This is a genomic window from Mesorhizobium sp. ESP7-2, assembly GCF_020164715.1.
Classification (GTDB): Bacteria; Pseudomonadota; Alphaproteobacteria; order Rhizobiales; family Rhizobiaceae; genus Mesorhizobium.
This window is the reverse complement of record NZ_JAIUGQ010000007.1, coordinates 159,689-173,653: the sequence shown is the minus strand read 5'-3', so window position 1 is coordinate 173,653 and position 13,965 is coordinate 159,689. Positions and strand designations below refer to the sequence as shown.

General features: G+C 63.4%; 12 protein-coding genes and 1 pseudogene. 8 read left to right on the top strand and 5 right to left on the bottom strand.

Annotation, left to right across the window (positions count from 1 at the left end):
• Window positions 1-116 precede the first annotated feature (116 nt).
• Both LB543_RS09950 and LB543_RS09945 read left to right on the top strand, forming a co-directional pair.
• Window positions 117-1,037, top strand: a complete 921-nt coding sequence (locus tag LB543_RS09950) for a LysR family transcriptional regulator (RefSeq protein WP_140757143.1) — start codon at window positions 117-119, stop codon at window positions 1,035-1,037.
• A gap of 122 nt (window positions 1,038-1,159) precedes the next feature.
• A pseudogene (locus LB543_RS09945) lies at window positions 1,160-1,306 on the top strand (nitrilotriacetate monooxygenase); the annotation flags it as partial.
• Window positions 1,307-1,317: 11 nt separating this feature from the next.
• Here LB543_RS09945 and LB543_RS09940 read toward each other — a convergent pair.
• The 5 genes from LB543_RS09940 to uraH form a co-directional block, all read right to left on the bottom strand.
• Window positions 1,318-2,154, bottom strand: a complete 837-nt coding sequence (locus LB543_RS09940; protein ID WP_224613913.1) for a PhzF family phenazine biosynthesis protein — start codon at window positions 2,152-2,154, stop codon at window positions 1,318-1,320.
• 93 nt (window positions 2,155-2,247) lie between these two features.
• A complete protein-coding gene (gene xdhC / locus LB543_RS09935) occupies window positions 2,248-3,327 on the bottom strand; it encodes a xanthine dehydrogenase accessory protein XdhC (protein WP_224613911.1) in 1,080 nt (359 codons plus the stop codon).
• Window positions 3,328-3,387: 60 nt separating this feature from the next.
• A complete protein-coding gene (gene xdhB, locus LB543_RS09930) occupies window positions 3,388-5,751 on the bottom strand; it encodes a xanthine dehydrogenase molybdopterin binding subunit (RefSeq protein ID WP_224613910.1) in 2,364 nt (787 codons plus the stop codon).
• Window positions 5,752-5,956: 205 nt separating this feature from the next.
• On the bottom strand, window positions 5,957-7,438 hold the full coding sequence (gene xdhA / locus LB543_RS09925; RefSeq protein ID WP_224613908.1) for a xanthine dehydrogenase small subunit: 1,482 nt from the start codon (window positions 7,436-7,438) through the stop codon (window positions 5,957-5,959).
• A gap of 3 nt (window positions 7,439-7,441) precedes the next feature.
• A complete protein-coding gene (uraH, locus tag LB543_RS09920; protein WP_224613906.1) occupies window positions 7,442-7,816 on the bottom strand; it encodes a hydroxyisourate hydrolase in 375 nt (124 codons plus the stop codon).
• A 204-nt stretch (window positions 7,817-8,020) separates the two neighbouring features.
• Between uraH and puuE the strand changes: the two genes are divergently transcribed.
• The 6 genes from puuE (at window position 8,021) to LB543_RS09890 (ending at window position 13,930) form a co-directional block, all read left to right on the top strand.
• Window positions 8,021-9,439 (top strand): allantoinase PuuE, encoded by a 1,419-nt coding sequence (puuE, locus tag LB543_RS09915; RefSeq protein WP_224613904.1) that lies wholly within the window; start codon window positions 8,021-8,023, stop codon window positions 9,437-9,439.
• Between the two features lie 9 nt (window positions 9,440-9,448).
• Window positions 9,449-10,312 carry a bifunctional allantoicase/(S)-ureidoglycine aminohydrolase gene (locus LB543_RS09910; RefSeq protein ID WP_140810971.1) on the top strand — a complete coding sequence of 288 codons (864 nt, stop codon included), beginning with the start codon at window positions 9,449-9,451 and terminating at the stop codon, window positions 10,310-10,312.
• The gene (locus LB543_RS09905) at window positions 10,309-10,812 is read left to right on the top strand and encodes an ureidoglycolate lyase (RefSeq protein WP_224613902.1); all 504 of its coding nucleotides are present in this window, start codon (window positions 10,309-10,311) and stop codon (window positions 10,810-10,812) included. The genes LB543_RS09910 and LB543_RS09905 overlap by 4 nt, the downstream gene beginning before the upstream one ends.
• Window positions 10,812-11,405: a nucleoside deaminase gene (locus tag LB543_RS09900; protein WP_224613901.1), complete on the top strand. Its 594-nt coding sequence runs from the start codon at window positions 10,812-10,814 to the stop codon at window positions 11,403-11,405. Before LB543_RS09905 ends, LB543_RS09900 begins: the two co-directional genes overlap by 1 nt.
• 73 nt (window positions 11,406-11,478) lie before the next feature.
• Entirely contained in the window at window positions 11,479-11,865 is a 387-nt protein-coding gene (locus LB543_RS09895) for a type II toxin-antitoxin system MqsA family antitoxin (protein ID WP_224613899.1), read from the top strand.
• A 79-nt stretch (window positions 11,866-11,944) separates the two neighbouring features.
• Window positions 11,945-13,930 (top strand): CocE/NonD family hydrolase, encoded by a 1,986-nt coding sequence (locus LB543_RS09890; protein ID WP_140757165.1) that lies wholly within the window; start codon window positions 11,945-11,947, stop codon window positions 13,928-13,930.
• Window positions 13,931-13,965 lie beyond the last annotated feature (35 nt).

The following is a 13,965-nucleotide window of genomic DNA, read 5'->3' as shown; positions in this document are numbered from 1 at the left end:
GATCGGGTGACTTTACGGTGTGGCGCGCAAACGAAAAGAGGCGAGGTGTACGATGACTTTCAAAAAAAATTGGAAAATACTAGGTTGATGGCCGCAAACCGGCGAAGGTGCTCCACATGGCCTATCTCGACAACATCGCCGTCTTCGTCCGCGTCGTCGAGCTCGGCAATCTGTCGGCGGCCGGGCGCGACATGCGCATTTCGCCGGCGGTCGCCTCCAACCGCATCAAGGAACTGGAGAAGCATCTCGGCGTGCGGCTGTTCAACCGCACCACCCGGCAATTGATGCCGACGGAACACGGCACTGTTTTTTATTCCGGCGCCAAGCAGGTGCTGGAGGCGATCACCGAAGCGGAGGCGGCCGTCTCGGCGCTGTCGGGCCAGCCGCGCGGCACCATCCGCGTCACCGCGCCGCTCGGTCTCGGGCGCCGGCTGGTGGCCTCGGGCATTCCCGATTTCCACGACAAATACCCTGACATCGAGGTGCGGCTCAGGCTTTCGGACCACAATGTCGACATCATGAAGGAAGGCATTGACGTCGCCTTCCGGCTCGGCATCATCGAGGATTCCAGTCTCAGGATGCGCGGTATCATGGAATGCGAGCGTGTGCTGGTCGCCGCACCCAAATATCTGGAGGCGCGCGGCGAGCCTATGGAGCCGCAGGAGCTGATCGGCAGGAAACATGACTGCCTTATGCTGCGCTATTCCGGAGCGCTCGAATATGTCTGGACCTTGCAAACGCCAGCCGGCCCACAGAAATTCGAGGTGCATGGCCCCTACGACACCGACGACGGCGACGTGTTGACGGGTTGGGCTCTGTCGGGACGCGGCATCATCAACAAGCCGCGCTTCGAGGTCGAGCCGTTCATCCGCGACCGGCGGCTGAAGGTGATCCTGACCAGCACCCCGCCGACTCCGGTGCAGTTCGCGGCCGTCTATCCGCACAAGAAGCTGCAGGACCCCAAGGTGCGGCTATTGCTCGATTTCATGGCCGAGCGCTGCCAGCGGTTGATCAAGGATCTTCTGGCCGGCAAATAGCGGACGAGCCGAACTGGGCGGCAAGTGATGGCCTCCTGGTCCATCTGATCCGGGTGCCTTGCGTGAAAGCCAGCCGGGGTTGGTAGCCGGATGGCTGCCGTCGCGGGCAGCCAAATGGCCGCTTTAACGTCATGCCGTCCTTTTTGCCCTGTGAACTCAATGCCTTTGCCACCCTGATCGTGCCGGAACTGCAGCGGCGCGGCCTGTTCCGCAAGGACTATGAAGGCACCACGCTGCGCTCGCATCTCGGCCTGAAATGGCCTGACTGAGGCAGGTGCGGTTATGCCTCGTCCATCATCCGTGCGGTGCCGGAAACCCTGATCGAACTGCCTATCTCCACAGGAATATCGGCATGCAGGCGTGAGCGCATGCCCATGTCCTCGCCTTGCACGACATCTATCGCGCCGCCATGCGGCCAGCCAATGTCTCTGAGATAACCGGCAAAGGCGGCTGTCGACGCGCCCGTCGCGGGATCCTCATAGACCCCACCGGATGCAAAGGGATTGCGCGTGTGAAACAAGCGCGGCGTTTCGGCGTAGGCGAGCAGGATCGTCACCAGCCCTTCCCTCCGCATGAAGACCTGTCCGGCCTTAAGGTCGTAGCGCATGGCGGCCAGCGCCTCGCGCGAGTTGAAAGCCAGCACAAGATGGTCGGCGCCGCCATGGATCAGCGCCGGTGGAATGGCCGGATCGAGATCGGCCACAGCGTAGCCGAATAGCGCCAGCGATTCGCCAATCAGCTCCGAAGCGGCGGGCTTGCTGCGTGTGGGCGGCGACTGTAGCGCGGCGGCAACGTTCGCGCCATCTCGAAAGCCTTCAACGGTAATGCTGGCTTGGGCGAGCTTGAGTGGGAAGAGCCCATCGCCAAACCGCCGAACCAACGCGGCGCCCAGTGCAATGGTGGCGTGGCCGCAGAAGGGGACCTCGGATTCCGGCGAGAAATAGCGGACGCGCCAGCTGTCGCCATCGGGCGCGGCGAAGGCGGTCTCCGAGAATCCGACCTCCGCCGCGATATGCTGCATTTCGGCGGCATCGGGCAAGGCGTCATTTATCAGGACTCCGGCTGGATTGCCGCCGGAGCTGCCATCCGAAAAAGCCGCGATTTTGAGTACGCCCATATGCCTTCGCCTCATGCTGCAACGCCGGTTGCATATAGCAAATGCGTGCTTCGGGCGATTGAAAACGGAAAGGCCGCCAGCGAGCAGCCTCGGCTAACCGGCCATGATCCCGGCCTGATGGTCCTGATGGTCCTGATGGTCGGCGTTCGACACGGCCCGCTGAATGACCAGCGCCGTCATGATCTCGGCGGCCGCCAGCGCGGCGATGACGGACGGGCGCTTGTCCTTGACGGCGTCGCCGCCGATCGGCGAGACGAGGCGGGCAAACTCCGCCTCCCCGCCATCCGCCGATTTCAGGAACCAGCTCCTGAATGTCGCCTTCTTGGTCTTCGAGCCTATCATGCCGACATAGGCCGCGTCGCCACGCTTCAGCGCTTCGGCAACGATCAGGAAATCGAGCGCATGGTCATGGGTGAGGATGGCGAAGGCGGCGCCGGCCGGAGCGTTGCGTACCTCGGCCTCCGGCAGCGGCGTCAGCCGCGTCTCGACGGTTTCCGGCATGCCTTCCAGCGCCTCGGATCGGGTCTCGACGACGACAACGTGGATCGGCAGCAGCGCCAGCGACGCGGCCAACGCCTGGCCGACATGGCCGCCACCGAAGATATAGACATGCGGCAGGTGCGCCTCTTCCGATTGAGCGTTCGCTATCAGCTGTTCCTCGATTGTGCCGTCGACCAAGCGAATCAACACCTCGACCCGGCCCCCGCAGCACTGGCCGATTTCCGGCCCGAGCGGAACGTCGAGCGTGACGACAGCTTCGTCAGCGTCGCGCTGCTCCTCACCCTTGCCCTCTTCCCGTAAGGACGGGGGGTCGCCGGCATTAGGGCCGTTTCCCTTCTCCCCGTCACCATACGGGGAGAAGGTGCCGGTCCACCCTCCGCAGCTGCTGCGCAGCTGCTGCGGAGGACGGGCAGGCGGATGAGGGGCGGCGCCGACATCGGCAAATTCGCTGGAAGGTGCGGAGCGCAACGAGCCCAGTATCTGCCGCGCCTTGTCGATCGCCATATATTCGAGCTGGCCGCCGCCAATGGTGCCGAAAATCGCCGATGCCGAGACAAGCATGAAGGCACCGGCCTCGCGCGGCGTCGAACCCTTTGTCGCCGCGACTTCGACAAGCGCGACCCGACCGGCATGGTCGAGAAACACCTTCAGCTCTTGAACCTTCGAGTTCATCGTCTGCACTTCCATCCAGGAAATATAGTGTTTTCGGCGCGATTTGCACGTTCTGGCGCCTCAGGAAGGCTCTGAAGCCTCCCGCTTCAGCCGCTCGATCGCCATCAGAACGCGTTCGGGCGTCGCTGGCGCGTCGAGGCGCGGGCAGATCTTGTGGTCGGCGACGCTGGCCACGGCATCCGACAGGGCGTGCAGCACCGCCATGCCGTGCGGCAGCGGCGGTTCGCCGACCGCCTTGGAGCGATGGATGGTCGGCTCATAGGCCTGCGACCAGTCGGTCAGCGCCACGTTGAAGATTTTTGGGCGGTCCGACGCCAGCGGAATCTTGTAGGTCGACGGCGCATGCGTGCGCAGCCGGCCCTTGTCGTCCCACCACAGTTCCTCGCTGGTCAGCCAGCCCATGCCCTGGATGAAGCCGCCCTCGACCTGGCCGAGGTCGATGGCCCGGTTCAGCGAACGGCCGCAATCGTGCAGGATATCGGCGCGCTCGACGACATATTCGCCGGTCAGCGTGTCGACCGACACTTCGGCGCAGGCCGCGCCATAGGCGTAGTAGTAGAAGGCGTGGCCCCGGCCCTTGCTGCGGTCCCAATGGATCTTCGGCGTCTTGTAGAAGCCGGCGGCCGAGAGCTGCACACGCGCGACATAGGCCTGCTTGACCAGATCGTTGAAGCTGACCTCCTGGTTGCCGACGCGCACCCGGTTGGGCAGGAACACCACCTGGTCGACGGGGATCTGGTATTTCTCGGCGGCGAAGTCGGTCAGCCGCTGGCGGATCTGGCGCGCCGCATTCTGCGCCGCCATGCCGTTGAGGTCGGCGCCAGAGGATGCCGCCGTCGGCGCGGTGTTAGGCACCTTGGCGGTGGTGGTGGCGGTGATCTTCACGCGGTCGAGGTCGATCTGGAACTCCTCGGCCACGACCTGGGCTACCTTGAGGTGCAGGCCCTGCCCCATTTCGGTACCGCCATGGTTCATGTGCACCGAACCGTCGGCATAGACATGCACCAGCGCGCCGGCCTGGTTGGCCTCGGTCTTGGTGAAGGAGATGCCGAACTTGACCGGCGTCAGCGCCAGGCCGCGCTTGACGAAGCGGCTGTTGGCGTTGAACGCGGAAATCTCGCGGCGGCGGCGCGCATAGCTGGCGCTCTCCTCCAGTTCCGCCACGATGCGCTGGATGATGCAGTCCTCGACCTTCTGGTGATAGGGCGTGACGTTGCGGCCGCCGATCGCTTCCATCGGATCGTAGAAATTCAGCTTGCGGATTTCGAGCGAATCCTTGCCGACCGCGAAGGCGACCTCGTCGATGACGCGCTCGGCGCCGACCATGCCTTGCGGGCCGCCGAAGCCGCGAAAGGCGGTGTTGGACACGGTGTTGGTAAAGAGCGGCGCCGACTTGGCGTGCACCGCAGGATAGAAATAGGCGTTGTCGCAGTGAAACAGCGCACGATCGCCGACCGGTCCGGACAGGTCTGCGGAAAAGCCGCAGCGCAAGGCGTAGGTGAAATCGACGCCGAGGATGTTGCCCTCGTCGTCGAAGCCGACCTCGTAGTCGATGGCGAAATCGTGCCGCTTGCCGGTTGCGGTCATGTCCTCGTCGCGGTCGAGCCGGATCTTGACCGCGCGCTTCAGCTTCTTGGCCGCGATGGCGGCGATCGCGGCGCACTGGTTGGCCTGTGTTTCCTTGCCGCCGAAGCCACCGCCCATGCGGCGCACCTCCACCGTCACCGCGTTGCTCGGCACGCCGAGCGTGTGGGCGACCAGATGCTGCGTCTCGCTCGGACCCTGAGTCGAACAGTAGACAGTCACCTCGTCGTCCTCGCCGGGAATCGCGAGCGACACCTGGCCTTCGAGGTAGAAATGGTCCTGGCCGCCAAGCCACATGCGGTTCTTGATGCGGCGGGGCGCTGCCTGGATTGCCGCGGCCGCATCGCCGCGCTTCAGGATCAGCGGCGTAGTCACCTGCTTGTCCTTCGTCGGATCAAGGTCCCAGATGTCGATCACGGCGGGAAGCTCATCATACTCGATCCTGGCCAGGCGCGCGGCGCGCCGGGCTGCCTCGCGCGTCTCGGCAATCACCGCGAAGATCGGCTGGCCGAAGAACTGCACCTTGCCTTCCGCGAGCACCGGATCGTCATGCATGTTGCTGGGCGAGACATCGTTTTCGCCCGGCACGTCGGCATAAGTCAGCACGTCGACGACACCAGGGGCCGCGCGCACCGCCGAGAGATCGACGCTTTTCAGAACGCCATGCGCCACCTTGGACAGGCCAAGGCCGGCATGCAGCGTGCCTGCCGGTTCCGGCATGTCGTCGATATAGACGGCGCCGCCGCTGACGTGCTTGTGGGCGGAATCATGCTGCCGGTCGGTAGCGACGCCGCCGACGATCTTTTCCGCCTTGAGCTTTGATGTAGCGTGGTCGTTCATTCAGCCTCCTTCCCTTCACCCCGTTCACGGGGAGAAGGTGGCCCGAAGGGCCGGATGAGGGGCAGCGCCGACATTGACGAGTTTACCAGAAGCGATCGACGCTGGCGCCGCCCCTCATCTGCCTGCCGGCATCTTCTCCCCGTGAACGGGGAGAAGGACGCTACCCGCGACCGTTTGCCTGTCTGCTCACTCGCCTTGATTCGCATCAGGCCGCCTCGTCGCGCGACACCTGGAACGGCGCTTTCGTTCCTGTCGTCTCGACGTAAAAGCGCAGCAAGAGGTTCTTTGCCGCCAGCGCTCGATATTCGGCGCTCGCGCGCATGTCGGTGAGCGGCGTGAAGTCCTTGGCGTATTCGGCCATCGCTGCCTCCACCGTCGCTTCGCTCCAAATCTTGCCGATCAAAGCCTGTTCAACCGCCGACGCCCGCTTCGGCGTTGCCGCCATGCCGCCATAGGCGATGCGGATATCGGCTACCGTGCCGTCCTTGGCCAGAGCCAGACAAAAGGCGCCCAAGGTCGCGGTGATGTCCTCGTCACGGCGCTTGGTGACCTTGTAGACGGCGAATTTCACATCCTTTGCCGGCACGGGCACATGCACAGCCTCGACAAACTCGCCTGGCTGGCGGTCCTGCTTGCCATAGGCGATGAAGAAATCCTGCAACGGGATCGTGCGCCGCTTCTTGCCCTTGCGCAATGTCATCCGTGCGCCGAGCGCGATCAACGGTGGCGGCGTGTCGCCGATCGGCGAGCCGTTGGCGACGTTGCCGCCGATCGTGCCCATGTTGCGAACCTGTTCGCCGCCGATGCGGTCGAACAACGGCCCCAGCGCCGGGATGCGTTTCGACAGTGTCGAAAAGGCTTCGGTGTAGGTGACGCCGGCGCCAATCGATATGACGCCATCTTCTTCCGTGATGGTGCAAAGCCCCGGCAGATCGCCGATGAAGATCGCCGGCGAGATGTCGCGCATATGCTTGGTCACCCACAGGCCAACGTCGGTCGAACCGGCGACGACGGTGGCGGTGGGTTCTTTTTCGAAGACAGAAGCGAAATCGTCGGCATCGGCCGGCACGACCAGCCGAGTCTTGCCGGAGCCAATCTCGATCCTGGCGCCATCGCGCAACGCCCGCAGCCGTGTCGTGATGTCCCGGCGCTCCGCCGCCAGCGGATCCTTCGCCGCCTTGCCATAGCTCGAGATGGCATGCGCGGCGCGCATGATCGCCTCATAGCCGGTGCAGCGGCAGAGATTGCCTTGCAAGGCCTTTTCTATCGCCGCATCCGACGGGTCCGGCGACTTCATCCACAAGCCATAGAGCGACATGACGAAACCCGGCGTGCAGAATCCGCATTGCGAGCCATGGAAATCGACCATCGCCTGCTGCACAGGATGCAACTGACCAGCTTCGCCGCGCAGATGCTCGACCGTCACGACATGGGTGCCGTCGAGCGAGCCGAGGAAGCGAATGCAGGCATTGACGCTTTCATAGACCAGTCCGGCGGCCGATAGCTTACCGACGAGCAAGGTGCAGGCGCCGCAATCGCCCTCGGCGCAGCCTTCCTTGGTGCCGCGCAGCGAACGGTCGAGCCGCAGCCAGTCGAGCAAGGTCGCGTCTGGCGCCACGGATGACAGCGCGACATCCCTGCCATTCAGAATGAAGCGGATTTCGTCGCGAATGTTGACCTTGGCCATGCCTCAGCTCCCCCTGTAAGTGGAATAGCCGTATGGCGAGATCAGCAATGGTACATGATAGTGCACCGCCTCCGCCATGCCGAAGCGGATCGGCACGCTGTCGAGGAAGGCAGGCTCCGGCAGCTTCGTGCCCTGGCCACGCAGATAGTCGCCGGCCGCGAACACCAGTTCGTATTCGCCAGTGCGGAAGTCGGCGCCTGCCAGCAGCGGCGCGTCGCAGCGGCCGTCTGCATTGGTGACGACCGTCTTCAGAAGCGTCCGGGCGGAAGCCTCCAAATGGTAGAGCGCGATCGACAATCCAGCCGCCGGCCTGCCGGTCGCGGTATCCAGGACATGGGTCGTCAGACGCCCGCCATCGGCTTTCGACGTTTCTGCCATTGGCCGCCTCCCATTTTCCAATACGAACAAATTGGCCGGTACAATCGAGCACTAACGATGAATTGTGCGCCAATTAAAGGCGATGCATAAGTCCCGGTCGAGCGGAGTGCGACAAAAACACTTTCAAAAATTTTGAGGGGAATGCGAGAAGCACCCTTTCGATATTCTGATCATACTTCCGGTGATGCCGGGTGCGGAGGGACGATGCGTTACACCAGGGACATGCGTGGCTACGGAGCTAATCCGCCGGATCCGAAATGGCCTGGCGGCGCGCATGTCGCCGTGCAGTTCGTCGTCAACTACGAAGAGGGCGGCGAGAACTGCGTGCTCCACGGCGACAAGGCTTCGGAAGCTTTCCTGTCGGAAATCGTCGGCGCGGCGCCCTGGGTGGGCCAGCGCCACTGGAACATGGAATCGATCTACGAATATGGGGCGCGGGCCGGCTTCTGGCGGCTGCTGCGCCTGTTCAGCGAAGAGCAGGTGCCTGTGACCTGCTACGGCGTCGCCACGGCGCTCGCGCGCTCACCCGACCAGGTCACGGCCATGCAGGAAGCCGGCTGGGAAATCGCCTCGCACGGACTGAGATGGATCGACTACCGCGACCACGACGCCGAGGACGAGCGCCGCGATCTCGAAGCGGCGATCAAGCTGCACTATGAGGTGACCGGCCAGCGCCCGACCGGCTGGTATACGGGCCGCACATCGGTCAACACGGTGCGGCTGGTGGCCGAAGAAGGCGGCTTCGACTACGTCTCGGACGCCTATGACGACGAACTGCCTTACTGGTTCGAGCATAGCGGCAGCACGCAACTCATCATCCCCTACACGCTCGACGCCAACGACATGCGCTTTGCCACGCCGCAGGGTTTCAACTCGGGCGACCAGTTCTTCGCCTATCTCAGGGACAGTTTCGACACGCTCTATGCCGAGGGCAAGGCAGGCAGGCCGCGCATGATGAATATCGGCCTGCATTGCCGTCTCGTCGGACGGCCGGGCCGGGTAGCGGCGCTGAAGCGCTTCGTCGATTACGTCAAGTCGCACGACAAGGTCTGGCTGGCACGGCGCATCGACATCGCCAAGCACTGGCAGGAGAACCATCCCTACAAGCCGGCCGCTTTGCGCCCGTCGAAGATGGAATTCGAGACGTTCGTTCACACCTTCGGCGGCGTGTTCGAGCATTCGCCGTGGATCGCGGAACGGGCCTACGAGCTGGAGCTTGGCCCGGCGCACGACACGGCGGGCGGCCTGCACAATGCGCTCTGCCGCATCTTCCGTTCCGCCAGCGAGACCGAGCGGCTCGGCGTGCTCAACGCCCATCCCGACCTCGCCGGCAAGCTCGCCAAGGCCAGGCGGCTGACGGCGGAATCGACCAGGGAACAGGCTTCCGCCGGCCTCGACGCGCTGACCGACAAGGAACGCGAACTGTTCTCCAAGCTCAACGCCGCCTACGTCACCACCTTCGGCTTCCCCTTCATCATCGCGGTGAAGGGCAAGACAAAGGAGGAAATCCTCGCCGAATTCGAAGCCCGTATAGGCAACAGCCGCGGCGTCGAGTTCGAGACCGCCTGTAAACAGGTCGAGCGCATCGCGCTGCTCCGCCTCAAGGACATGCTTCCACAATAGGTTTGAACCATGGATACGATCAGGATGCCCGAGCGCACCTATTATGCCCCGCAGGGCGGCCATTCCGGCCAGACCGAGCTTCTGACCGGCCGCGCCGTCTTCACCGAGGCCTATGCGGTCATTCCCAAGGGCGTGATGCAGGACATCGTCACCAGCGCCCTTCCGTTCTGGGACAAGACCCGCGTCTGGATCCTGTCGCGGCCGCTGTCCGGCTTCGCCGAGACGTTTTCGCAATACATCGTCGAGGTCGCGCCCGGCGGCGGCAGCGACCGGCCGGAGCCCGATGCCGGTGCCGAAGGCGCCCTGTTCGTGGTCGAGGGCGAACTGACGGTTCTGCTCGACGGCAAGAAGCATAGCTTGAGGCCCGGCGGCTTTGCCTTCCTGCCGCCGGCCAGCGGCTGGACAGTCCGCAACGAAAGCAAGGCGGCTGTCCGCTTCCACTGGATACGCAAGGCTTATGAGGCAGTCGACGGCCTCGAGATTCCCGAGGCTTTCTTCACCAACGAACAGGAGATCGCGCCGACCCCGATGCCGGGCACCGAGGGCCGCTGGGCAACGACGCGGTTCGTTGATCCCGCCGATCTGCGCCACGACATGCATATGACCATCGTCACGCTCGAGCCGGGCGCGGTCATTCCCTTCGCCGAGACGCATGTCATGGAACACGGGCTCTATGTGCTCGAGGGCAAGGCTGTCTACCGGCTCAATCAGGACTGGGTCGAAGTCGAGGCCGGCGACTATATGTGGCTGCGCGCCTTCTGCCCGCAGGCCTGCTATGCCGGCGGCCCCGGCAAATTCCGCTATCTGCTTTACAAGGACGTCAACCGGCACGCCAAACTCGGCGGGGCAGATATCGCGAAGCGCACGTCATGACCCGCATCGTCGCGCGGCCGCTGACCCGCGAGGCCTTTGCCGAATTCGGCGACGTCATCGACATGGGCGGCGACAACCACTACCCGATCAATGGCGGCAAGGCCGAGCGCTACCACGACCTCGCTACCGCGCAGGCGACAGGACCAAATGCGCGCGTGCTGATCTCGATGGTGCGCGGCACGCCTTATGAGATGCCGCTGAAGCTGACCATGGTCGAGCGCCACCCCTTGGGCAGCCAGGCCTTCATCCCGCTGTCGCCGCGTCGGTTCCTGGTCGTCGTCTGCCATGACGGCAAGGAGGGGCCGGACGAGCCGCATGCCTTCATCACCGCGCCGGGGCAAGGCATCAACTATTCCCGCAATCTGTGGCACGGCGTGCTGACGCCGCTCGGCGAGGCGCAGGATTTTTTGATCGTCGACCGCGGCGGCGACGGGTCCAACCTCGAAGAATTCCATTTCTCGCACGCCTACGAGATCCATCTTCCCGACGAGAGCTTGTGATGACCGACATTTCGCTGATCGACCGCCTGCTCGACGTCATCGAGCAAGATATCGTGCCGAAGACGGCAGAAGGCGTCGCGCTCGGCAACAAGCTGTTCGGCGCGGCGATCCTACGCAAGGACGACCGGTCGCTGGTACTAGCCGAGACCAACAACGAGATGGAAAACCCGCTCTGGCATGGCGAGGTGCATTGCCTGAAGCGCTTTTACGAAATGCCCAAGGCCGAACGTGTCGACACGAAAGACGCCATCTTCATCGCCACGCATGAGCCCTGCTCGCTTTGCCTGTCGGCGATCACCTGGACCGGCTTCGACAATTTTTACTACCTCTTCAGCCACGAGGATTCGCGCGACAGTTTCGCCATTCCGCATGATCTCAAAATCCTGAAAGAGGTCTTCACCCTCGACCCCGGCGGCTACAATGCCGAGAATGCCTATTGGAAAAGCTTTTCCATCCGTCGGCTGGTGCGCGCACTGCCCGAGGTCGAACGCCAGCGGCTGGAGGCGCGCATCGCCAGGATTTCCGCACGCTATGACGAGCTGTCCGGCGCCTACCAGGCCAACAAGGCCGAAAACGACATTCCGCTAAATTGATGCGGACGTCCTATGATAGGAAGCTTGAACTGCCACCTTTATGGTGGCAAATTGAGACATGGGAAATAGAACCATGATTTCTCCCGAAACCGGAGAAACGTTGGCGCGCGGGGTCCGTCCATTCACCGTAACCTATAAGGGCGAGAGCATGATCGTCGACCTGCCCGGCTACTATCCGCCATCGGATGGCGAGGGTGTACATGTCGGCGACGACATGGCCGCTGTCGATGCCGCCTTGCGCGCCCTCAAGGAGAAGATCGACGGCGTGCCGGCCCCGTCAACCATCCGCCGCATGCGCGCGAAGCTCAAGCTTTCGCAGCGCGAGGCGGGATCCCTGTTCAAGGTCGGAGAAAATGCCTTCGACAAGTACGAAAGAGGCTTGATCGAACCGAGTGGCCCGACAATTCAGTTGATGACACTGCTGGAGAAACATCCCGAACTGCTCGACGAATTGCGGTAGCGGCATAGGTCGCATATTTCGCTGCTCCAGTCGCGAATGACGATTGAAAGTTCTCGTGCCGCGGGGCGTTATGCCTGCCATGAAAACCATCACCGAATTTCCCCGCAAGGTCGTCGAATTTCCCGACATGGGCATCGTCATGCCCGATGGCTGCCGGCTGTCGGCGCGGGTGTGGATGCCGGAGGATGCGGGCGATGACCCGGTACCTGTCATCCTCGAGCACCTGCCCTACCGCAAGCGCGACGGCACGATCTTTCGCGATCAGCTTACCCATCCCTATTTCGCCGGCCACGGCTACGCCTCGATCCGCGTCGACATGCGCGGCAACGGCGATTCCGAAGGGCTGATGGACGACGAATATTCCGAGCAGGAACTGCAGGACGCCTGCGATGTCATCGCCTGGGCGGCGGCGCAGCCCTGGTGCAACGGCAATGTCGGCATGATGGGTATTTCCTGGGGCGGCTTCAATTGCCTGCAGGTGGCGGCCAAACAGCCGCCGGCGCTCAAGGCGGTGATCAGCCTGTGCTCCACCGTCGACCGCTATGCCGACGACATCCACTACAAGGGCGGCTGCCTTTTGAACGAGAATTTCGGCTGGGCCTCGACCATGCTGTCCTACTCGTCGCGGCCACCGGATCCGCTGCTTGCCGGCGACAACAGATGGCGCGACCTGTGGCTGAGACGGCTGGAGAACCAATCGTTCCTTTTGCCGCTGTGGCTGAGCCACCAGCATCGCGACGCCTATTGGAAGCGCGGCTCGATCTGCGAGGATTTTTCCGCTGTTCATGCCGCGGTGCTGTCGATCGGCGGCTGGCATGACGGCTACCGCAACACGATCTCGCACCTCGTCACCAATATCGAGGCACCGGTCAAGGGCATCGTCGGGCCGTGGATCCACAAATACCCGCACTATGCCGGACCCAAGCCCGCCATCGGCTTCCTGCAGGAAGCGCTGCGCTGGTGGGACCACTGGCTGAAGGGAGTCGAGACCGGCGTCGAGGCCGATCCCGACTACCGCGCCTATGTGATGGACAGCGTGCGTCCCGCCCGCTGGCATCCCGAGCGGCCCGGCCGCTGGATAGCCGAGCAGGAGTGGCCGTCGTCCAACATAGCGGTCGAAGCGATCGAACTAATTCCCCCTGATGCAGGGCCTTCCACGGTCGCTTCACCGCAGACCTGCGGGCTCGCCGGCGGCGAATATTTTCCGTTCACCTTCGGGCCGGAATTGCCGGGTGATCAGCGCCCTGACGATGCGCTGTCGGCGTGTTTCGACCAGCCTGAGCTCACCAAGCCGATCGAGATTGTCGGGGCGCCGGAGCTTAAGATCCAGCTTGCCTCCGATCGGCCCCAGGCCAACATCGCGGTCCGGCTTTGCGACGTGCATCCCGACGGTGCCTCGGAACTTATATCCTATGGCGTGCTCAATCTGACGCACCGCAACTCGCATGAATTCCCCGAAGCGCTGGTCCCCGGGGAGACAGTTTCGGTGCGTGTCGTGCTCGATCAATGCGCCTACCGCGTGCCGGCCGGCCACCGTCTGCGCGTTGCCATTTCGACCGCCTACTGGCCAATGATCTGGCCTTCGCCGGAACCGGCACGACTGACCCTGTCGGACGCCACGCTATCGGTGCCGTTGCGCCTGCTGGCAACAGGCGACGAAGCTGTTTTCGGCGAGCCGGAAGGTGCTGCGCCCTGGGCAACCGAGACGATCCGTGCCGCCAATTCAGAACGCCATGTCGACCGCGACGAAAAGACGGGAATCGTCACGCTTTCCATAACGGACGACTTCGGCGAGGTGCGCGATCTCGACCATGGCCTTGTCAACGGCAGCATCGCCCGCGAAACCTGGACCATCCATCCTGACGATCCTCTGTCAGCCTCGGGAAAAACACATTGGACGCAGACCCTGTCGCGAAACGGATGGTCGGTCCGCACCGAGACACGGGCGCAAATGCGGTCGGATGCGCAAAACTTCATCGTCAGCGCCAGAATCGAGGCTTACGAGGGCGAAAACCTCGTCTTCGAGCGAGATTTCGACGAAAAGGTCCCGCGCGCGCTGGTTTGAGTGCTGAAACCGTTGGTCCAAATGCGACGTACGAT

What these genes read in the sequence shown, in the direction of transcription:
- LB543_RS09950 (WP_140757143.1), top strand. Translation starts at nt 117, where the DNA reads ATGGCCTATCTCGACAACATCGCCGTCTTCGTCCGCGTCGTCGAGCTC.
- LB543_RS09940 (WP_224613913.1), bottom strand. Translation starts at nt 2,154, where the DNA reads ATGGGCGTACTCAAAATCGCGGCTTTTTCGGATGGCAGCTCCGGCGGC.
- xdhC (WP_224613911.1), bottom strand. Translation starts at nt 3,327, where the DNA reads ATGAACTCGAAGGTTCAAGAGCTGAAGGTGTTTCTCGACCATGCCGGT.
- xdhB (WP_224613910.1), bottom strand. Translation starts at nt 5,751, where the DNA reads ATGAACGACCACGCTACATCAAAGCTCAAGGCGGAAAAGATCGTCGGC.
- xdhA (WP_224613908.1), bottom strand. Translation starts at nt 7,438, where the DNA reads ATGGCCAAGGTCAACATTCGCGACGAAATCCGCTTCATTCTGAATGGC.
- uraH (WP_224613906.1), bottom strand. Translation starts at nt 7,816, where the DNA reads ATGGCAGAAACGTCGAAAGCCGATGGCGGGCGTCTGACGACCCATGTC.
- puuE (WP_224613904.1), top strand. Translation starts at nt 8,021, where the DNA reads ATGCGTTACACCAGGGACATGCGTGGCTACGGAGCTAATCCGCCGGAT.
- LB543_RS09910 (WP_140810971.1), top strand. Translation starts at nt 9,449, where the DNA reads ATGGATACGATCAGGATGCCCGAGCGCACCTATTATGCCCCGCAGGGC.
- LB543_RS09905 (WP_224613902.1), top strand. Translation starts at nt 10,309, where the DNA reads ATGACCCGCATCGTCGCGCGGCCGCTGACCCGCGAGGCCTTTGCCGAA.
- LB543_RS09900 (WP_224613901.1), top strand. Translation starts at nt 10,812, where the DNA reads ATGACCGACATTTCGCTGATCGACCGCCTGCTCGACGTCATCGAGCAA.
- LB543_RS09895 (WP_224613899.1), top strand. Translation starts at nt 11,479, where the DNA reads ATGATTTCTCCCGAAACCGGAGAAACGTTGGCGCGCGGGGTCCGTCCA.
- LB543_RS09890 (WP_140757165.1), top strand. Translation starts at nt 11,945, where the DNA reads ATGAAAACCATCACCGAATTTCCCCGCAAGGTCGTCGAATTTCCCGAC.